At 63.6% G+C, this 20645-nt stretch carries 14 protein-coding genes; 12 read left to right on the forward strand and 2 right to left on the reverse strand.

Annotated features, from left to right (window positions below; translation table 11 throughout):
• Positions 1–48 precede the first annotated feature (48 nt).
• The 7 genes from ACYG97_RS26180 (at position 49) to ACYG97_RS26210 (ending at position 7792) form a co-directional block, all read left to right on the forward strand.
• Complete coding sequence (locus ACYG97_RS26180) at positions 49–972, forward strand: beta-keto acid cleavage family enzyme (protein ID WP_023732590.1); 924 nt, start codon at positions 49–51, stop codon at positions 970–972.
• A gap of 14 nt (positions 973–986) precedes the next feature.
• Positions 987–1610 carry an HD domain-containing protein gene (locus ACYG97_RS26185; RefSeq protein WP_023732589.1) on the forward strand — a complete coding sequence of 208 codons (624 nt, stop codon included), beginning with the start codon at positions 987–989 and terminating at the stop codon, positions 1608–1610.
• A 2-nt stretch (positions 1611–1612) separates the two neighbouring features.
• Positions 1613–2707 carry a carnitine 3-dehydrogenase gene (locus ACYG97_RS26190; RefSeq protein ID WP_023732588.1) on the forward strand — a complete coding sequence of 365 codons (1095 nt, stop codon included), beginning with the start codon at positions 1613–1615 and terminating at the stop codon, positions 2705–2707.
• Positions 2708–2712: 5 nt separating this feature from the next.
• Positions 2713–3876 carry an acyl-CoA dehydrogenase family protein gene (locus tag ACYG97_RS26195; protein WP_023694246.1) on the forward strand — a complete coding sequence of 388 codons (1164 nt, stop codon included), beginning with the start codon at positions 2713–2715 and terminating at the stop codon, positions 3874–3876.
• Positions 3877–3879: 3 nt separating this feature from the next.
• Complete coding sequence (locus ACYG97_RS26200) at positions 3880–5958, forward strand: acetate--CoA ligase family protein (protein WP_023732587.1); 2079 nt, start codon at positions 3880–3882, stop codon at positions 5956–5958.
• Positions 5951–6733 carry a carnitinyl-CoA dehydratase gene (locus ACYG97_RS26205; protein ID WP_023732586.1) on the forward strand — a complete coding sequence of 261 codons (783 nt, stop codon included), beginning with the start codon at positions 5951–5953 and terminating at the stop codon, positions 6731–6733. The genes ACYG97_RS26200 and ACYG97_RS26205 overlap by 8 nt, the downstream gene beginning before the upstream one ends.
• A 123-nt stretch (positions 6734–6856) precedes the next feature.
• Complete coding sequence (locus ACYG97_RS26210; protein ID WP_023732585.1) at positions 6857–7792, forward strand: alpha/beta hydrolase; 936 nt, start codon at positions 6857–6859, stop codon at positions 7790–7792.
• Between the two features lie 6 nt (positions 7793–7798).
• On the opposite strand, the gene ACYG97_RS26215 is transcribed toward ACYG97_RS26210, so the two are convergent.
• Both ACYG97_RS26215 and ACYG97_RS26220 read right to left on the reverse strand, forming a co-directional pair.
• A complete protein-coding gene (locus ACYG97_RS26215) occupies positions 7799–8662 on the reverse strand; it encodes a hypothetical protein (RefSeq protein WP_023732584.1) in 864 nt (287 codons plus the stop codon).
• 6 nt (positions 8663–8668) lie between these two features.
• Positions 8669–10261 (reverse strand): ABC transporter substrate-binding protein, encoded by a 1593-nt coding sequence (locus ACYG97_RS26220; protein ID WP_023732583.1) that lies wholly within the window; start codon positions 10259–10261, stop codon positions 8669–8671.
• 477 nt (positions 10262–10738) lie between these two features.
• Between ACYG97_RS26220 and ACYG97_RS26225 the strand changes: the two genes are divergently transcribed.
• The 5 genes from ACYG97_RS26225 to ACYG97_RS26245 all read left to right on the forward strand — a co-directional run bounded on the left by ACYG97_RS26225 (position 10739) and on the right by ACYG97_RS26245 (position 20593).
• Entirely contained in the window at positions 10739–12715 is a 1977-nt protein-coding gene (locus tag ACYG97_RS26225) for an NHL repeat-containing protein (protein WP_023732582.1), read from the forward strand.
• Positions 12716–12725: 10 nt separating this feature from the next.
• On the forward strand, positions 12726–16598 hold the full coding sequence (locus ACYG97_RS26230) for a DUF7929 domain-containing protein (protein WP_023732581.1): 3873 nt from the start codon (positions 12726–12728) through the stop codon (positions 16596–16598).
• A 304-nt stretch (positions 16599–16902) separates the two neighbouring features.
• Positions 16903–17580: a ribulose-phosphate 3-epimerase gene (rpe, locus tag ACYG97_RS26235; protein ID WP_023684266.1), complete on the forward strand. Its 678-nt coding sequence runs from the start codon at positions 16903–16905 to the stop codon at positions 17578–17580.
• Positions 17581–18074: 494 nt separating this feature from the next.
• Positions 18075–18812: a GntR family transcriptional regulator gene (locus ACYG97_RS26240; RefSeq protein ID WP_023732580.1), complete on the forward strand. Its 738-nt coding sequence runs from the start codon at positions 18075–18077 to the stop codon at positions 18810–18812.
• A 269-nt stretch (positions 18813–19081) separates the two neighbouring features.
• Positions 19082–20593, forward strand: coding sequence for a malonate--CoA ligase (locus tag ACYG97_RS26245; protein ID WP_031261916.1), 1512 nt, complete (start codon positions 19082–19084; stop codon positions 20591–20593).
• Positions 20594–20645: the final 52 nt, after the last annotated feature.

Raw genomic sequence — 20645 nt, forward strand, 5'->3', positions numbered from 1 at the left:
GGCAAGTCGGTCATTGTTAGGGTCTGTTTCTATGGGGAGGAGATGTCCATGCCGCTCGCGATGAACCGTGAGGTTTTCATTACCTGTGCCGTGACCGGGTCCGGCGGCTCGCAGGACCGCTCCCCGCATGTGCCACGCTCGCCCAAGCAGATCGCCGATTCGGCGATCGATGCGGCCAAGGCCGGCGCCGCCATCGTCCACTGCCATGTCCGCGACCCCGAGACCGGCAAGCCGCGCCGCGATGTCCATCTCTACCGCGAAGTGACGGACCGCATCCGCGCGGCAGAAGTCGATGTGATCCTGAACCTGACCGCCGGGATGGGCGGCGACATGGTGTTCGGCTCACCGGAAGCGCCGCTGCCGCTCAATGAAAAAGGCACCGATATGGGCGGCGCCACCAACCGCATGGAACATGTGCGCCAGTGCCTGCCAGAAATCTGCACGCTGGATTGCGGCACCATGAACTTCGCCGAGGCCGATTATGTCATGACCAACACGCCCGGCATGCTGCGCGCAATGGGCGGCATGATGACGGCGCTCGGCGTCAAGCCGGAGATCGAAGCCTTCGATACCGGCCACCTCTGGTTCGCCAAGCAGCTGGTCGAAGAAACTATCTTGAATCCCGACGCGCTGGTGCAGCTCTGCATGGGTGTGCCGTGGGGGGCGCCGGACGACCTCAACACCTTCATGGCCATGGTTAACAACGTGCCGTCGACCTGGAACTGGTCGGCCTTCGCCATCGGCCGCAACCAGATGGCCTATGCAGCCGCTGCAGTGCTCGCCGGCGGCAATGTTCGCGTCGGTCTCGAAGACAATCTCTGGCTCGACAAGGGCGTGCTGGCCACCAATGCGCAGCTGGTCGAGCGCGCCGCCAGCATCGTCACCAATCTCGGCGCCAGGATTTTGGGGCCGGAGGAAGTGCGCAGGAAGCTCAACCTCACCAAGCGGGCGCCGATCGCAGCGGCTGCTTAAGACGGGAGCGGATCATGGCTACCGTCAAATTCACTGCGATGAAGGATGGCGACAGGCAAGACTATGAGTTCCTGACCGCCCATGAGATCGACTATGCCGCCAGGACCGGCGAGCGGCTGCTCGACGCACTGGTGCAACTCGACGAAGGCCTGTCGGGCTACAAGATCACCAGGCTCGGCCATTCGCTGCAAGCGGCGACGCGGGCCTGGCGTGACGGCGCCGACACCGACTGGATCGCCTGCGCGCTGCTGCACGACATCGGCGACATCTACGCACCGTACAATCACGACGAATACGCCGCCTCGATCCTGAAACCTTTCGTGCGCGAGCAATGCACCTGGGTGGTGGAAAAGCATGGCGACTTCCAGCGGCTCTATTACGCGCATCATCTCGGCGGCAACCGCCATGCTCGCGACCGCTTCGCCGGCCATGCCTATTTCGACGATTGCGACCAGTTTTGCGAACGCTGGGACCAGTCGAGCTTCGACCCGGACTACGACACGCTGCCGATCGAATTCTTCTGGCCCTTCGTGCTCGAAGTCTTCGCCCGCAAGGCCTACGACCCCTCCGTGATCCGCTCCGGCGAGCGCGTGCCTCTCATCGACCCCGAAACCGCCAAGACAAGAACCGGAGCCTGACCATGAGCATCATCAACAAGGCAGCCGCCATTGGCGGCGGTGTCATTGGCGCCGGCTGGGTGGCGCGGCTGCTGCTCAACGGCATCGACGTGTCGATCTTCGATCCCGATCCGGAGGCATCGCGCAAGGTCTCGGAAGTGATGAAGGGCGCGCGCCGCGCCTACAAGCAAATGGTTCCAGGCGGCCTGCCCAGGGAAGGCAGACTGACCTTTGCCAAGACCATCGCCGAGGCGGTGGCCGACGCCGATTTCATCCAGGAGAGCGTGCCGGAGCGGCTCGACCTCAAACACCGCGTGCTGGCCGAGATCGACCTTTATGCGCCGGCGAACGCCATAGTCGGCTCGTCCACCTCGGGCATCAAGCCGACCGACATGCAGGTGGCGATGAAGAAGCATCCGGAGCGTCTGGTTGTCGGACATCCCTTCAACCCGGTCTATCTGCTGCCGCTGGTCGAGATCGTCGGCGGAGAACAGACCTTTCCAGAGGCGATCGAGGTCGCAAAGGAGATCTATGCATCGATCGGCATGAAGCCGGTGGTGATCCGCAAGGAGATCGAGGCCTTTGTCGGCGACCGCCTGCTCGAAGCGGCCTGGCGTGAGGCGCTGTGGCTGATCAAGGACGGCATCTGCACCGTCGAGGAACTCGACGACATCATGCGCTATGGCTTCGGCCTGCGCTGGGCGCAGATGGGCATGTTCCAGGTCTATCGCGTCGCCGGCGGCGAAGCCGGGATGCGCCACTTCATGGCGCAGTTCGGGCCGTGCCTGAAATGGCCGTGGACCAAGCTGATGGACGTGCCGGAGTTCAACGACGAGCTGGTCGATCTGATCGCCACCCAGTCGGACGACCAGGCGCACGGCCTGTCGATCCGTGAGCTGGAAAAGATCCGCGACGACAATCTGGTCGCGATCATGGATGCTCTGTCGAAACAGAACAAAGGCAAAGGCTGGGGCGCCGGCGCCTTGCACAAGGACTATACCAAGCAACTGGCCAAGCTGGCGGCGAAGAAGCCGGCCGCATCCAGGGCCGCCGAAAAGGCCAAGGCATCGAAGCCGGTGAAGAAGGCGGAAAAGCCGAAGAAAAAGAAGAAGGGCTGAGGACCATGGATTTCGGTCTTTCGGAGGAACAGAAGCTCATCGTCGAGACGACGCGCGCGTTCGTCGAGAATGAGCTTTACCCGCATGAACGCGAGGTCGAGCGCACCGGCGTGCTGCGCCGCGAGTTGATCGAGGAGATCAAGGTCAAGGCGATCGAAGCCGGGCTCTATGCGGCCAACATGCCGGCCGATGTCGGTGGCGCCGGCCTCGATACGGTGACTTGGCTGCTCTACGAGAAGGAACTCGGCCGCGCCAACTATGCGCTGCACTGGACCTGCGTCGCGCGCCCCTCCAACATCCTGCTCGCCGGCACGCCCGAGCAGCGCGAAAAGTACCTGTTCCCGTGCATCCGCGGCGAGAAGTGGGACTGCCTGGCGATGACCGAGCCCGGCGCCGGCTCCGACCTGCGAGGCATGAAGGCGACCGCGGTGCAGGACGGCCACGACTGGGTCCTTAACGGCACCAAGCATTTCATCTCCCATGCCGATCTTGCCGATTTCGCGATTTGTTTCATGGCTTCGGGCGAGGAAGAAACGCCGCGCGGCAAGCGCAAGAAGATCACCGCCTTCTTCGTCGACAAGGGCACCAAGGGGTTCACCGTGCGCGACGGCTACCGCAACGTCTCGCATCGCGGCTACACCAACGCCATCCTCGAATTCGACGATTGCCGCCTGCCGGCAAGCCAGGTGCTGGGTGAGGTCCACAAGGGCTTCGACGTCGCCAATTCCTGGCTCGGCGCCACGCGCCTGCAGGTCGGCGCCACCTGTCTCGGCCGCGCCGAGCGGGCGCTCGGTCATGCCATCGAATATTCCGCGCAGCGCCAGCAGTTCGGCCAGCAGATCGGCAAGTTCCAGGGCGTGTCGTTCAAACTCGCCGACATGGCGACCGAATTGAAGGCGGCGGACCTGATGGTGTTCGAAGCCGGCTGGAAGTACGATCAGGGCACCGTCACCGATCAGGACATGGCCATGGCGAAGCTGAAGGCTACCGAAATGCTCGCCTTCGTTGCCGACGAAGCCATCCAGATCCATGGTGGCATGGGGCTGATGGACGACCTGCCGTTGGAACGCATCTGGCGCGACGCCCGCGTCGAGCGCATCTGGGAAGGGACGTCGGAAATCCAGCGCCACATCATTTCGCGGGCGCTGCTGCGCCCGTTCGGGGCATAACCCATGCACAAGCTTGAGCGTCTGTTGCGCCCAAAATCCATCGCGGTGTTCGGCGGGGCCCAGGCCGCCGCCGTCGTCGCCCAATCGATCAAGATGGGCTTTGTCGGCGAAATCTGGCCGGTGCATCCGAACAAGGACGAGGTCGCCGGCCGCAAGGCCTATCGCTCGGTCGCCGAATTGCCCGGGGCGCCCGACGCCGCCTTTGTCGGCGTCAACCGGCATCTCACCATCGAGGTAATCAAGGCGCTGGCTGAGCGCGGCGCCGGCGGCGCCGTCTGTTTTGCCGCGGGCTTTCTCGAGACCGAGGCCTATGACGACGACGGCGAGCGGCTGCAGGCCGAACTGGTGGCCGCGGCCGGCCAGATGCCGATCATCGGGCCGAACTGCTACGGCCTGATCAACTATGCCGATGGCGCGCTGTTGTGGCCCGACCAGCATGGCGGCATCAGGCTGCCCGAAGGCGCCAAAGGCGTCGCCATCATCACCCAGTCCTCCAACATCGCCATCAACATGACGATGCAGAAGCGCGGCCTGCCGATCGCCTTCCTGATGACCGCCGGCAACCAGGCGCAGACCGGCCTCTCCGAAATGGCGCTCGGCCTGATCGAGGATGAGCGCGTCACCTCGCTCGGCCTGCACATCGAAGCCTTCGATTCGGTAGCCGGCTTCGAGAAGCTGGCGGCGCGGGCGCGCGAACTGAAGAAGCCGATCATCGCCATGAAGGTCGGCCGGTCCGAACAGGCCAGGCAGGCGACCGTCTCGCACACAGCTTCGCTCGCCGGTTCGGATGCCGCTTCGGGCGCTTTCCTGCGGCGGCTCGGCATTGCGCGCGTCGATTCCATCCCCGCCTTTATCGAGGCGCTGAAGCTTCTGCACGTCACAGGACCACTGCCCGGCTATAGACTGTCATCGATGAGTTGCTCGGGCGGCGAAGCCTCTGTCATGGCCGACAGCGCCGAAGGCCGCTGGGTCAATTTCCCGGAGCTCACCAGCAAACACCGCGCCCATGTCAAATCGACGCTCGGGCCGCTGGTCGCGGTCGCCAACCCGTTGGACTATCACACCTTCATCTGGAACAACGAACCGGCGATGACCGCCACCTTCACCGCCATGGTGTCGGGCGGCTTCGACCTCAACATGCTGGTGCTCGACTTTCCACGCCCCGACCGCTGCTCGGTCACCGACTGGTGGGCGACGCTGCGCGCCTTCGAATCGGCGCTGAAGACCAACAAGGCGCATGGTGCGATCGTCTCCTCGCTGCCGGAGAACCTGCCGGAGGAATATACCGCCGAACTGATGGCGCGCGGCATGGTGCCGTTGTTCGGCATTTCCGAGGCCATGGACGCCGCAGGCGCGGCAGCCTTCATCGGCTGGGCCTGGGCCGAGCCGCAGGCGCAGCCGATCGACACCACGGCTGCAGGTGCGGCCGGAGGCGACCATGTCACGCCTGATGAGGCCGAGGCCAAGGCGCGGCTGATCGAGGCCGGCTTGCCGGTGCCGAAGGCCGAACGTGCCGCTAACGCTGTCGAGGCCGTCATCTCATCCATGGCGCTCGGCTTCCCGGTGGCGCTGAAGGCGCTCGGCGTCACCCATAAGTCGGAAGTCGGCGCGGTGCGGCTCAATCTGAAAGACGCCGAATCGGTCAGCACGGCGGCGCATGATCTGCTGCCGCTCGGCACCGGCCTCTATGTCGAACGCATGGTGCGCGACGGCGTTGCCGAGTTGATCGTCGGCTTCACCCGCGATCCGATGTTCGGCGCGGTCATGACACTGGGCACCGGCGGCGTGTTGGTCGAACTGTTGCGCGACAGCGTTACGCTCATGCTGCCGGCGACGCGCGACGACATCGAGGCCGCCCTGCGTGGCCTTAAACTGTTTCCGCTGCTGGACGGCTATCGTGGCCGGCCCAAGGCCGATGTCGGGGCTGCCATCGACGCCATCGCGGGCATTGCCGGCTTCGTGCAGACGAATGCCGGAGAGATCGAGGAACTCGACATCAACCCGCTGATCGTCTGCGCCGAGGGCAAGGGCGCCTGGATCGCCGACGCGCTGCTGGTGCTGGGAGAGAAGAAGAATGTCTGACGTCATTTCCACCCGCCGCGAGGGCACCATCCTCGAGGTCACGCTCGACCGGCCCAAGGCCAACGCCATCGACCTCAAGACCTCGCGGCTGATGGGCGAGACCTTCAAGGCGTTCCGCGACGATCCCGGATTGCGCGTCGCCATCGTCAAGACCGCCGGCGACAAGTTCTTCTGCGCCGGCTGGGATTTGAAGGCAGCCGCCGGTGGCGACGCGGTCGACGGCGACTATGGCGTCGGCGGTTTTGCCGGCCTGCAGGAGCTGCGCGACATGAACAAGCCGGTGATCGCCTGCGTCAACGGCATGGCGGTGGGCGGCGGCTTCGAATTGGCGCTGTCCTGCGACCTCATCTTCGCCTCCGACCATTCCTCCTTCGCCCTGCCCGAAATCCGCGCCGGCACGCTGGCGGATGCCGCGACGATCAAGTTGCCGAAGCGCATTCCCTATCACGTCGCCATGGACCTCTTGCTCACCGGCCGCTGGATGGATGTGGCGGAAGCGTATCGCTGGGGGCTGGTCAACGAAGTGCTGCCCAAGGACAAGCTCGAGGAGCGCGTCTGGGAGATCGCCCGGCTGCTCGCCGGCGGTCCGCCACTGGTGTTTGCCGCGATCAAGGAGACGGCGCGGGTGGCCGAGGCGCTGACCTTCCAGGACGCGATGAACCGCGTGACGCGCCGGCAATTGGCGACGGTCGATGCGCTGTATGGCTCGGAGGACAATATGGAAGGGTTTCGTGCGTTCGCAGAAAAGCGCGACCCGGTGTGGAAGGGGAAGTAGCCTCTTTACCCTCCCCTCGATGGGGAGGGTCGGACCGAAGGTCCGGGGTGGGGTGATGCGCCACCACCCCCACCCGCCGCTTCGCGGCGACCTCCCCCATCAAGGGGGAGGTAAAGGAGCTGCATGACCGACTACAAAATCCTCATCGACGCGGAAACCTGGGCCTTCATCGAGAAGACCAACTCCTACTATCCTCCCGACACGATCGACTACACCATCGCCCAGCAGCGTGCGATCTATGACAGGATGTGCCGCGAGTTTTTTGCCGGCTATCCCGATGGCGTGACGGCGGAAACGACAATCATTGCCGCCCACGACATCCCGATCCGCATTTATCGCAGCGCGACACCGGGCCATGCCGCGATGGTGCTTTACATCCATGGCGGCGGCTTCATCCTCGGTGGGCTGGACAGCCATGACGATGTCTGCGCCGAGCTGTGCGCCCGGACCGGCTTCGAAGTGGTCTCCATCGACTACCGGCTGGCGCCGGAGCATCTGCACCCGGCCGCCTTCGACGATGCGCTGCATGCCTTCGAATGGGCGGCCTCAAACTACGACTGCCCTATTTTGCTCTGCGGCGACAGCGCCGGCGGCAATCTCTGCGCGGCTCTCGCCCACGCGACGCGCAGCCATACCAAAAAGTCGATCGGCCAGGTGCTGATCTATCCCGGCCTCGGCGGTGACCGTTCGCAAGGCTCCTATTTGACGCATGCGGAAGCGCCGATGCTGACGGTGCGCGATCTCGACTTCTACAGGGATGTCCGCACCGGCGGCCTCGATGGGACCGGCGACATCACTTTGTATCCACTGGCCGACGCAGACTTCATCGGCCTGCCACCGACAGTGCTGATCACCGCGCAATGCGACCCGCTGTCGTCGGACGGCGAGGCCTATCGCGACCGCGTCCTCGCTGCCGGCGGCCATGCCGCCTGGTTCGAGGAGCCGGGACTGGTGCACGGCTATCTCCGGGCCAGGCACATCGTCGGCCGGGCCCGCGCCTCCTTCAGCCGCATTGTCGAGGCGGTTTCCGTGCTGGGCAAAGGCGACTGGATCTGGTGATCCGGCTCAACCGCGGACAAAGGCGATCAGTTCCTCAGCCATGCGATCGTTGAATTCCTGACGAAAGCGATTCTTCTTCAGCCATTCAGGGTTTGAGCCGACGGTCTTGTTGGCATCCACGACAACGCCTTTGCCATCGACAATGAAATAGTCGATGGCGCCGAAGTCCAGGTTGAGCCGCTGCCGCACCGCCAGCACTTCCGGTGGCACGGCGCCGCCCACCTCATTGCTCAGGATTTTTGAGCCGGCGCACAACACATCGTCGTAGACCTGCCGCATGTTGACCTCGGCACCGAGCAGGAACATGTAGCGGTGCTTGACGATGGGCAGGTCGAGCGTATCGAAAGCGAACTTTTCCACCATCAGGCGATTGTTGCGCCATACATCCCGCGGAACCTCGCCGATCGTCTGGTAGACCTTATAGGGCGGGCACAGGCGGTCCTTGTAGCCGGGTTCGAAGAGCTTGCGGATGGCATGCGCGCTCCTGGTCAGGCCGTTGCGATGCTGCCACCAGCGCTGCTCTGGTCGGCCCCTGGAGTTGAGGACCGTCTTGACGACAACCGGCCCCTTGTGGCTGTCGCCGGCCTCCAGCTTCAGTGTCGAATAAAGGTGCCGGTGGATGGACAGCGCGCGGCCATTGATGGTGCGGTCGTAGAGGTGGCCGAGACCGCGGTACGGTGGCGGCACGACTGTCAGGTCGACATGCAGAAAGGCCACCGGCGCCCGATCTCGGCCGGCTGGCCGGTCGAGCAGGCGCACTTTCAATCCAGCCTGTTCCAGGTAAGGCAGCAACTGCGCGATGCTATAGCTCCGCACCAGTCGGAAATTGCGCAGGCTCTCTACATAGACATCGAGATCTGCGGCAGACACCGAACGCTATTCCTTGATATCGACGCCCGAGAAATCGTGGTGATCAAAGGGATCCATGACATAGCCCGTCACCTGTTCGCGCATCGGGATCGAGACCACGGAGTGGGCGATAGCGACCCACGGCATCTGCTCCCTGAAGATCGTTTGCGCCTGCGAATAGAGTTTTGCGCGGGCAGCGGGATCGACGATCCCGGCTGCCTGCTTGAGCAGATCGTCGAAGGCCGGAAAACACCAGTTGGCACGATTGGTGGTGCCGACGCCGGCACAGCCAAGCGGCACCGACAGGAAGTTATCGGGGTCGCCATTGTCGCCGGTGAAGCCGAACAGCATGGCGCCGTCGCGGTCGCGTGACTTCGAGCGGGCAAGGTATTCAGTCCACTCATACGTCACGACTTCCACGGTGACACCGATCTTTGCCAGGTCGGACTGGATCATTTCGGCCATACGCTGCGCATTCGGGTTATACGGACGCTGCACCGGCATCGCCCAGATCTTCATGTGCAGGTCTTTTACGCCGGCATCGGCGAGCCCCTGCCTGGCGGCAGCGGGGTCGAAGACATGATCGGGGCTCGTCTTGTCATAGGCCCAGGAGGTTGGCGGCAGCGGATTGCGTGCGACTTCGCCGGTGCCGCGGAATACGACGTCGACCAGCGCCTGCGTGTCGATGGCCATGGCGATCGCCTTCCTCACCCTTGGATCGTCGAAGGGCTTCTGCAAGGTGTTGAAGGCGAGGTATCCCGTATTGAGGCCCTCCTGCCGCATGACCTTGATTCCGGGCGTCGCCTTGATCGCCTCCAGGTCGGCCGGATTTGGATAGGGCATGAGATCGCATTCGCCGGCGCGCAGCTTTTCCATGCGAATGCTGGCATCGGTGGCAATGGCGAAGACGAGATCGTCGATCTTCGGCTTGCCGCGCCAGTAGTCCGGATTGGCCTTGTAGCGGATGACTGCATCCTGCTGGTAGTCGACAAGCTGGAACGGACCCGTCCCGACCGGCTTCAGCGCCAGGTCGAGAAGCCGCTTCTCTGCGACGAGCTTGTCGGCATATTCCTTGGAAACGACCGAAGCGAAATCCATCGCCAGGTCGGCAAGCATCGGCGAATGCGGCGCCTTCAGCGTCATCACCACAGTATGGTCGTCAAGCTTGCGCCAACCGGCGACAAGATCCGGCATGCCGATGCCGTCGAAGTAAATGTACTGGCGTTTGGCGTAATTGTTGAACGGGTTCTGCGCGTTGGCCTGCCGGTCGAAGGTGAACAGCACGTCATCGGCATTGAAGTCGCGACTAGGCGTAAAGCCCTCGACGCTGTGGAATTTCACGCCCTGCCGCAGGTGGAACGTGTAGGTGAGGCCATCGTCGGAAATCTCCCAGCTTTCGGCAAGGCCGGGGCGCACCTTGGTGGTGCCGGGCTCGAACTCGACCATGCGGTTATAGAGAGCGGTGGCCGAGGCGTCGCGGGATCCGGAGGCGAGTGCGGGATCGAACGTATCGGGGCTAACCTCGGTGCAGTAGACCAAGGTCTTGGCTAAGGATTGATGGACCGGCAACGCACATGGAAAAAGCGCCGCCAGCAATAGAACGAAGTGCCTGCGTGTCATGATACCCCCCAGGGTTGGGAAGACGCTAGCAGAAGCCGGCACTGACGGTAAGTAAGCCGGCCGGTCTTTCGCGCGCCAAGACTGTTTTCCACCTGAGTTGACACAAGGAATTAGCCGCGCCTCTGTGAAATGGCGGACAGACCCGGCCGCCGTTTTGCATGAACCTTTCTGCTCCAGCCGGCGACTGACGACCAGGCGCCGCATGGTGCGGGCCGGAAAGGATGCCCCATGACCAGGACCCCAGAGGCTCCACGGTCTCCGGGACCAACGCAAGCTCAGCGCGACCACCGCCTTCGGGATGGAGTCGATGCGCTGGGCTTTCGGCTGATTCCGTTGACCCTGCGCAGGAGCAGGCGTATCGTGAAGATGAGGAAAGCAGACAATTCGATCAGGGACGAACGTGCCGGAACGCCGCGCCTTGCCCTGTTTCGCGCGGCCGGACCGGATGTTCCTCCCGAAAACTTCGGGGGGAGTTTTATGTCCTGCTATCGCGGCGCGTCCATGTCGTTTCCAAGCGGTTTCCGCCGTTCGCTCCATCTGGGCGGCGGTTTGCTTGCCCTGGCGCTGAGCGCCACGCTCTGGTTGGGCACAGCCGCCCAAGCGCAGGAAACCCAGATCGTCTATCCCGGCTCGATGGCGGTCACCGGATTTTCCGGCACCGTCATTCCCAATTTCGACTCTGCCGATTCCGAAAGGGGGGGGCTGCCGCCCGGCGTCGACCCGGTCGACGAAACCTTCATCGACACGACGCGCGCCACCTTGCGCGTCTTCGACGTTTCGGCGCTCGGCGGACCGGCTTCCGGCCAGCTCGTCTACACGCCGCCGCCTTTCGAGGTGACGGCCGAACAGATCGGCCAGGTGTTCGCCATTACCTATGATGACGGTGTGCGCGACGGCGTTCCCACGGGCGTCCCCAACCTCTATGCCGGCGCGACCTCGCTGCACGGCATCCGTATCGTCACCCCGGACGAAGATGCCGACGGTCGGCCCGAGCGACAGCGCCGCGGAACCGCAGGCGCCGTCTTCATGGACGGCCAGTTCGGCACCGAAAGCGGTGGCGGTCCGGGCACGATCTGGAAGATCGACGGCATCACCGGCGCGGTCTCCAAATTCGCCGACATTGACACCAACAGCGGTTCCGGCATCGGCGACATCAGCTTCGACAGCAATCACCGCGAGTTCTTCGCCAGCGACCTCGACACGGGCTTCATCCACCGCCTCGACGCCAACGGCACGCTGATCGACACATTCGATCACGGCGTTGCCGGGCGGCCGGCGCATGGGCTGGCTCCCGTCGCCGATGACGGTGCGGTGATGGACATACAGGGTGCTGCCTTCGACTCGGAAGACCCCGACACATGGGGCTACACGCAGGACGAACGCCGCGTCTGGTCCGTCGCCTATCATGGCGGCCGGCTCTATTATTCGGTCGGCGAAAAGGCCGAGATCTGGTCGGTTGGCATTGCCCGCGATGGCAGCTTTGCCGGTGATCCGCGCTGGGAGCTGACGGTCAAGGCCGACAAGGACTACGCCGTCACCGACATCGCCTTCGACAACCAGGGCTTCATGTATCTGGCGCAGCGCGGCCCGGTCGAGAATCGCTACGATTACAGCCAGTTCGCCGATTCCGGCAAGGGCGAGGTCATCCGCTACTGGCGCGAAAACCCGGACGATCCGGCGACGGAATCGGTCTGGGTGGAAGAGCCGCAGGAATATGCGGTCGGCTTCCCGCAAGGCAACCGGCAGTCGGCCGGTGGGCTCGACCTGCAATATGGCTATGACGCCGACGGCAATCTCGACACCGGCGTGTGCACCGACACGCTGGTCAACACCGGCGACAAGCTGCGCGACAACCCGACACTTGCCGACCAGCTCGCCGCCGGCGGGCCGCTTGCCGTGCACGGCGTGCAGATCACGCCGACGCCGTTGGTCAAGCCGGCCAACGTGCCGCCTTTCGGCTCGTGGTTCGTCGACTTCGACGGCTATTTCGAAGACCCAGAAGTGGAAGGCCATGTCGGCGACGTCGAGGTCTGGCACCCCTGCGACGGCCGTGCCGGCTATTATGAAGAGATCCCAGGCGGTTATCTGCCGCCGTTCTATCCGCCGGGCTTCCCACCGCCCGGCGATCTGCCTCCGTGCATCGATATCGAGGATGTTCAGTTCTACTGCACGCCTCGCGGCCTCCAGGCCGACCTCTATCTCCATGACCATGCCGGCTTTGGCGGCGATTCGATCAAAGTCCAGTCCATGACACCAGGCGTCGGGGTGACATCACCCCAGTCGCATGCTCCCGGCAAGCCTTACACGGTCGACATCACCGGCCATTCTCCGGGCGACAGAGTCGATGTTGGACTTTGCTTCTACAGGCAGTCCGACAAGGACAAGGGTGGCTACTACCCTTGCTGCAAGATGACTTTGCCGCTCAGAACCCCAGCCGTCAGCTGCGAACGTTGAGGAGGGGAAGATGAAAAATCTCGCACTTTCCCCGACCGCGAACAGCAGTCAATCCACCGGCAAGCAGCCAACCGTCATGGAGACCATCATGAAACCCCTGTCATATGCCAGGCGCGGCGCGCGCTGGCTGATGGCGGCCGGTATCGCGGTCGCCATGTTCACCCCTGTGGCAAGCCACGCCGAAGATGCAGTCCCGATCACTCCGGAACTGCGGCTCGACCTCGACAATTCAAAAATCGTCAATCCGAGGCCGGAACGGATCGTGCCGTTCTTCACCAAAACAGGCACACAGAGGAGCTGCGACTACGTCGTCTACTCCCTGAGCTTTGGCCTGCGCGGCGACTCGCAAGGCTTTGCCGACCCAAGCTTTTCGGCCAGGCTGAAGAAACTCCAACTCGACTTCAAGGATCAGCTTCCGCACGGTCTTGCGATCGTCAACGTCAACGTGTCCGGCGACGGCACGGATGCGTCTGGCGGACCGCTGCCGGGTGCGACAATCAGCACCTCGGCTAATCCGAACGATACGGCAACGGTTTCCGATTTCCGGATTTCCACCACCGATCTCGACGGCGCTGGGGCTGGCAATGAACGCGTCATCAATTTCAAGATCACCGCCAAGATCGACCATGCGGCGTTTCCTTCGCCGACCATCGTCGACAACCAGGGCATGATCAAGGTGACGCCGGGCGTCGGCACGGGGGCCATCATCCCGTCGCAGGATCCGGGCAAGCCCGACGACGGCGACTACAAGACCGGGGCCAAGACCTCGATCAAGATCGACCTCACCAATTGTGACAAGCGGCCTCCGCCTCCCGACCGGGAATGTTTCAAGGTGGAGCGCGGCACGGTCGATTGCATGCAAGGCGGCGGCGCGTTCATCTACCACATGCCTGTCGGCCCGGAGATGGGCGGCAAATGGGTGCAGGTATCGACGACGACCCCAGGCATCACCATCATCCCCGACACGCAATTGGTGCCGGCGGGCGGCGGTGTGCTGAACTGGAAGATCGTCGGTGCGTCGCCCGGCGACGTCATCCACCTCATCGTCACCGGCATCGAGACCTATGCCGGCCCGAAGGAGGGCTGGGGACTATGCTGCACGCAGACCATCGACATCGTCATCCCGCGTGACTTGAGATGTCCGCCCAAGGACAAGGAACCGGACCTCAAGGTCGAGAAACGCGCCGACGCGACGCGTTGCACGATGGGCGGCGGCTGCGACTTCACCATCAAGGTCACCAATGTCGGCGACGGGCCGTATCACGGCAAGATCGTGCTCGACGAGGTGACGCTGCCGGCCGGCTCGACTCTGGATTCAGGGCCCAATCCGCCCTGGGTATGCATGCCCGGCGTGACCCCGATGACGTGCACCTATCCGGTGACCACGCTCAATCCGGGGGCCTCCATCAACCTCAAGCTCGGCTTCAAGCCGGCGGGTGGTTGGCAAGGCAGCGCGCTGCGCAACTGCGCCACCTATAACTACGGCGCCAGCGGCAAGCCGCTGTTCGGCAGCCAGCAGAACGATCGCGGCTGTGCCTCGATCCCGATCTGCCGGCGTGGCGACCGCGACCGCGATTGCCGGCCCCCGGTCGACAAGAAGGTCGACCTGATCCTGAAGAAGCGTGCCCGCATCCCGGTCTGCACGCCCGACGGCATCTGCTACTTCGTGATCGACATCATCAACAATGGCAGCGTCCCCTATAATGGGCCGTTGACGGTTGTCGACAATTACCCGGGCGGCGCGCCGGCCTCTTCGACCTTCGGCCCGTCTCCGCCCTGGACATGCGGACCGAACGGTCCCGGCCAGTTCCGCTGCGACAATGCCGGGATCGTGCTGATGCCGGGCGCATCGACGCCGATCGTCGTCAAGGCGGTCATGCCGGCCGGCTACCAGTCGGATTCGGTCGAGAACTGCGCGGCGCTGAAGCCCGTCCCCGGTGAGGTCGACCTCACCAACAACAAGGCCTGCGCCAAGGAACGCTTCCGTCATCCCAATGGCGGCAAGCCGACCCTACGCATCACCAAGGTCTGCAATGGCTCGCTCGCCGGTGCGGCGGTGGTTTCCTGCCGCATCACCGTCATCAGCCTTGGCACCTCTGCCCCCACCGGTCCGGTGCGGGTCAACGATGCTGCCACGCTGATATCGGGTGGCGCGCCGGTCCAGATCCAGACCGTCACACCCGACGGCGCGGAATGGGCCTGCGGAGCGGTTCCGGCCAATGCGCTGTCATGCCAGATACCCGGCGCCGCGATGACGCCCGGAACCTCCAGGCACTTCGACGTGACGGTCTTGGCCAATGGCGCGTTCGAGAACTGCGCACGCGGCTCATACGGCCCGGCCCCTGGAGACGACGTCGTCTACCCGATCGGCCAGGCCTGCGCCAAGGGCGGCGGCACGTCCACCGTCAGCGTCAAGAAGACCGGCGATGCCGAGTGCCAGCCGGGGCAACCCTGCTCGTTCGAGATCACCATCACCAATGATGGCCAGACCGCCTTCTCCGGTCCGGTCCGCATCGGCGATGCGATCGGGGTGGACGGGCTGGGGCGGCTGCAAGGCGTCGCGATCACCTCGATCGAACCGCCCTTTGGCTGCTCGCCCGAACCGACGACCTTGCCGTTGACCTGCATTGCCAACCTGACGCTCGGCGCCGGGGAAAGCCATGTGCACAAGGTCACCGTGGTCCTTCCCGACGCTCCCCTGGTCAATCTGCGGGGCAACGTCAGCGGCCAGAACTGCGTCGGCGTCTTGTCTCCCGACACCAGGGTGCAAGGCGGCGGCGACGTACTGCCCGGTGACCTGACCAACGTCCAGGGCGATCGCGGCAAGGCCTATGCCTGCCATCCCTTCACCATCAAGCGCGAGGTGAAGAAGGAATGTTCGCCAGGCTTCGTCATGAACGATGCCGGCCGGTGCGTGTGTCCGGAAGGCACGACGTTCCGCAACGGCCAGTGCTCGCCCGACGGCGGCGTCATCATCCAGCCGAAGGATCCGAGGCCCTGCGTGCTGCTCAAGGGCCAGATCCGCACCGAGGATGGACGCTGTGTCTGCCCACGCGGAACCGAACTTGAGAACGGCGCTTGCGTCAAGACGGACAAGTCTGGCTGCACCATCCCCGGTTCGGTCCCGACGTCGGACGGCAATGGCTGCTACTGCCCGGAGGGTACGCATCTCGACCGACAGGCAAATGCCTGCGTGCGCGACAAGCAGAAGCCCGAGCAGTGTAGCATACGCGGCCAGGTTCATGACGCCGATGGCGATTGTGTCTGCCCGCGTGGGACAGAGGTGCGCAATGGAGCCTGCCGGCCGATCCGGCCAAAGCCTGAACAGTGCTCGGTCCGTGGTCAGATCCACAACGCCAATGGCGATTGCGTCTGCCCGGACGGCACAGAAGTCAGGGGCAAGGTCTGCCGGCCGATCCGGCCGAAGCCCGAGCAGTGCTCGATCCGCGGCCAGGTCCACGACGCCAATGGCAATTGTGTCTGCCCGCGGGGTACCGAGGTGCAAGGTAATGCCTGCCGGCAGAAGAAGCCTGTGCTGGAACAGTGCGACATACGCGGCCAGGTGCACAACAAGCGCGGCGAGTGTGTTTGCCCGCGCGGCACCCAGGCGATCGACGGCGCGTGCCGCAAGCCGAGGCCGCAGGTGGGAGACTGCGCCCCGGGCTCGCAGATGGTCGGCGGCCAGTGCGTGCCGATCATCAAGCGGCGCTGCCCCGAAGGCACGGTTGGTCGGTTCCCGAACTGCAGGGCGATCCGGCAGCAGCCGTCGCTCGATCCGACCCTGTTGCTCAATCCAGGTGTCCTTCAGCAGTTCATACCGAAGCGCACGCCGCAGACGCAGGTACAGCCGCAAAGGGATCCGGCGGCCAACTTCAAGCCATAGGATCTGGATACGAGTCAAAACTCAGAACCCCGCCGGAGCGATCCGGCGGGGTTTTTCCTTGGGCGCGCTGCGGCGATCGGGCGGCCAGGTATTCGCCGAACCCGCTGCCGGCCGCAGCAAATACCGACTTTCCCTTTTCGGGATCATGGTCTAGAGCAGTTCATCGTTTCGTGGAAACGCCGAACCGCTCTATCTCTTTGTTTTGACGCAATTCCGGACGGAAAGCCGTTCCCACTTTTCCTGGAATTGCTCTAGCAGTCGTCAAGGCCGCGCCCGCAAACAGGGCGCCCAAAGGGGCCGCATCATGAGCAGGAAGACCCTGATCGCGCCATCGGTGCTGGCGTCGGATTTCTCGAAGCTCGGCGACGAGGTCGAGGCGGTGGCGGCGGCCGGCGCCGACTGGATCCATCTCGACGTGATGGACGGGCATTTCGTGCCCAACATCACCTTCGGCCCGCCGGTGATCAAGGCCATCCGCAACCGCACCAAGGCCTTCTTCGACTGCCATCTGATGATTGCGCCGGCCGATCCTTATCTGGCCGCCTTTGCCGATGCCGGCTGCGACGGCATGACCGTGCATGCCGAGGCCGGACCGCATCTCGACCGCTCGCTTCAGACCATCAAGGGTCTCGGCAAGAAGGCCGGCGTATCGCTCAATCCGGCGACGCCGGAAAGTGCGATCGAATATGTGCTCGACCGGCTTGACCTGATCCTGATCATGACCGTCAATCCGGGTTTCGGCGGGCAGGCCTTCATCCCGGCCATGGTCGACAAGGTCAAGCGGGTGAAAGCGCTGATCGGAAACCGGCCGATTCGCATCGAGATCGACGGCGGCGTGTCGCCGGAAACTGCCCCCCTTGTCACATCAGCCGGCGCCGATGTGCTGGTGGCAGGCGCCGCCATCTTCAAGGGCGGCAGCGTCGAAGCCTACCGGGCCAATATAGAAGCCATCCGAACCGCGGCCGACCGGGCTGCCGGCTGACATCAGTTCCAGAGCAAGTTCCCGGCTGGTCGGTTCTCCTCGGCCTGATCTCCCTGCCTGATCCTTCGATCTCCCAAGAAGCCGTCAACGGGTGGCAGCCGCAAGGGCATCGCGGCACGCGACAGGATCGCGGCATCCGGCACTAGTTTTGGCCCATAAACCTAGTGGATAACTGCCGAAGGGATCTGCATGCGGGGAGAGGTCAATCCGGCGGCATGACGCGCGTTAAGACAAAATTATCCGTATTCGGGATCTCGAAGCTGTTTCTCGAGGGCACCTGCCATGCTGGGAGACAAACTTTCTTCAGAAGAACAAGTTTTTCACGATTTTAGTTACTTCCGGCGGATAAGATGCGGTCAACCTTCCTCTTTAAGTCGAATATCGTGATCTTTCGCTTGAGGGGCGGATGCCTTAGGAGCTACAGTAGATTCACACGGGAAATCGTTTGCTTCGCGAACGGGCTAGCGGAGCTTGGGAGAGCTACAGGAGTCATATTGACCTACGGATCTACCGATGTGAGCGAAGGCGCGGGACCCAAGAGCACACTCGCTAGTACGGTCTATCAACAGCTTCGCGACGATCTCCTGCGCGGCGTGTTTGAAAGTGAAAGCAAGCTTCGTGTCGAATGGGTGGTTTCCCGTTACGGCGCCGGCGCCTCACCGGTTCGCGAGGCCCTCAACCGACTTGCTTCGGAGGGTCTGCTCGGCCGCCACGACCAGCGCGGTTTCTTCATCATGCCGGTCAGTGCCCCGGAACTTGAGGAATTGACGCGCACTCGCTGCTGGCTGGAAGAGCGGGCCCTGCGTGAATCCATTGCCAACCGCACCGGCGAATGGGAAGAGCAGCTCGTGCTGGCCTTGCATCGCCTGGCGCGTGCCCCGCGCCGCTTGCCGGAGGATCCGTCCTCGAACAATCCGGAATGGGAAAAGCTGCACCGCGCCTTCCATCGGGCACTGATCGCAGGCTGCCGCTCGCATTGGCTGACCGGCTTTTGCGACCAGCTTTCGGATCAGGCCTCCCGCTACCGGCTGATCTCCCAGGACGGCAGCGAGCGCGACGAAATCAGTGAACATCGGCTAATTGCGGAGCGCACGGTGGATGGCGATGCCGATGGCGCCGTTGAAGCCCTCCTCAGCCACTACCGTCTCACGGCAGCCATGTGCATGGAGCGCTTCAACGACAGCGGCGATCCACGCGTGAGCGCCACCAAGGCGCTGCGCAGCCGCAGATAGAAGCGCTTCCGGTCCGCTATCCAAAATCCGCCCGCTATCCAAAATCGCTCGCTATCCAAGTCCGCTTGCCTTCATCTGATCGGCGGCAAACCCGATTTCACGTTTTTGCCGGACGGAGGCGAAATCGTTTCCTTTGTTCCAAGGCCATGCGCTGGAGCCGGATGATTTCAGGCCGAATCGACCTGAAATCATCCGGCTAAATCAAAGGGTAGAGCATGTCCTCCGAAAACCGCTTCACACTTTTCGGCATCATGCTCTAGGGAAGGCGCATGACCAATCACCTGTTCGACGCGTTCCGCAGCCGGATTTCAGCCTCCGAGCGCATCCTGATGGCGACCGATGACGGACGCGCGATCGCCTATCGCGACATGCTGGCGCAATCGGCACAGCTGGCACATGCGCTGAGGCATTTCGGCGTCGAGCCTGGCGACCGCGTTGCCGTGCAGGTCGAAAAAAGCCCCGAATGCATTTTCCTTTACCTCGCCTGCCTGCGCGCCGGCGCGGTCTTCCTGCCGCTCAACACCGCCTACACGCTGGCCGAACTCGGCTATTTCTTCGGGGATGCCGAGCCGCGGCTGGTCGTCTGCGACCCGGCCCGCGCCGGCGCTATCGCGCCGTTGGCGCAGGCGTCGGGTGCTGCCACCTTCACGCTTGGCAGCAATGGTGAGGGCTCGCTGACCGAACTGGCGGCACAACAGCCCACGGATTTCGACGCCGTGGCGCGCGGGCCGGACGATCTGGCCGCAATCCTTTACACATCGGGCACCACCGGACGCTCCAAGGGCGCCATGCTCAGCCACGAAAACCTGGCCTCCAATGCGCGCGTGCTGGTCGAGCAATGGCGTTTCACCGGGGATGACGTGCTGATCCATGCCCTGCCGATCTTCCACACGCATGGCCTGTTCGTCGCCACCAACGTCACCCTGATGGCCGGCGCCTCGATGCTGTTCGAGCAGAAATTCGACGCCGGCCGCATCGTCTCGCTCTTGCCCCGCGCGACAGTGCTGATGGGGGTGCCGACCTTCTATACCAGGCTCCTGCAGCAGGACGGGCTGGATGCCCAGGCGGCGAAGAACATCCGCCTGTTCGTTTCCGGCTCGGCGCCGCTGCTCGCCGAAACGCACAAGGCCTGGCGCGAGCGCACCGGCCACGCCATTCTCGAGCGCTACGGCATGACCGAGACCAACATGAACACGTCGAACCCCTATAAGGGCGAGCGTCGGGCCGGCACGGTCGGCTTCCCGCTGCCCGGCGTTTCGCTGCGCATCGCCGACCCTGACAGCGGCGATGCGCTTGGCCAGGGTGAAGTCGGCATGATCGAGGTCAAAGGTCCGAATGTCTTTTCCGGCTATTGGCGCATGCCGGAAAAAACCAAGGCGGAGTTTCGCAAGGACGGCTTCTTCATCACCGGCGACCTCGGCATCATCGACGCGGACGGCTACGTCCACATCGTCGGCCGCGGCAAGGATCTCATTATCTCCGGCGGCTACAACATCTATCCCAAGGAGATCGAGAGCGAGATCGACGCCGTTGCCGGCGTCTTGGAAAGTGCCGTCATCGGAATTGCCCATCCCGATTTCGGCGAAGGCGTCACCGCTGTCGTGGTGCGGGCGCCGGCATCGCAGATCACCGGGGCCGAGATCGTTGGCGCCATTGCCGGCCAACTGGCCAAATACAAGCACCCGAAGCAGGTGATCTTCGTCGACGAGCTGCCGCGCAACACGATGGGCAAGGTGCAGAAGAACCTGCTGCGCGAGACCTACAAGGGTCTCTACGGCTAATCCATAGCCGGCTAATGTCTTTGCCCAAGCGCTTCGCCTGGACATCTGTTCG

It is taken from the genome of Mesorhizobium sp. W067, from assembly GCF_054719525.1.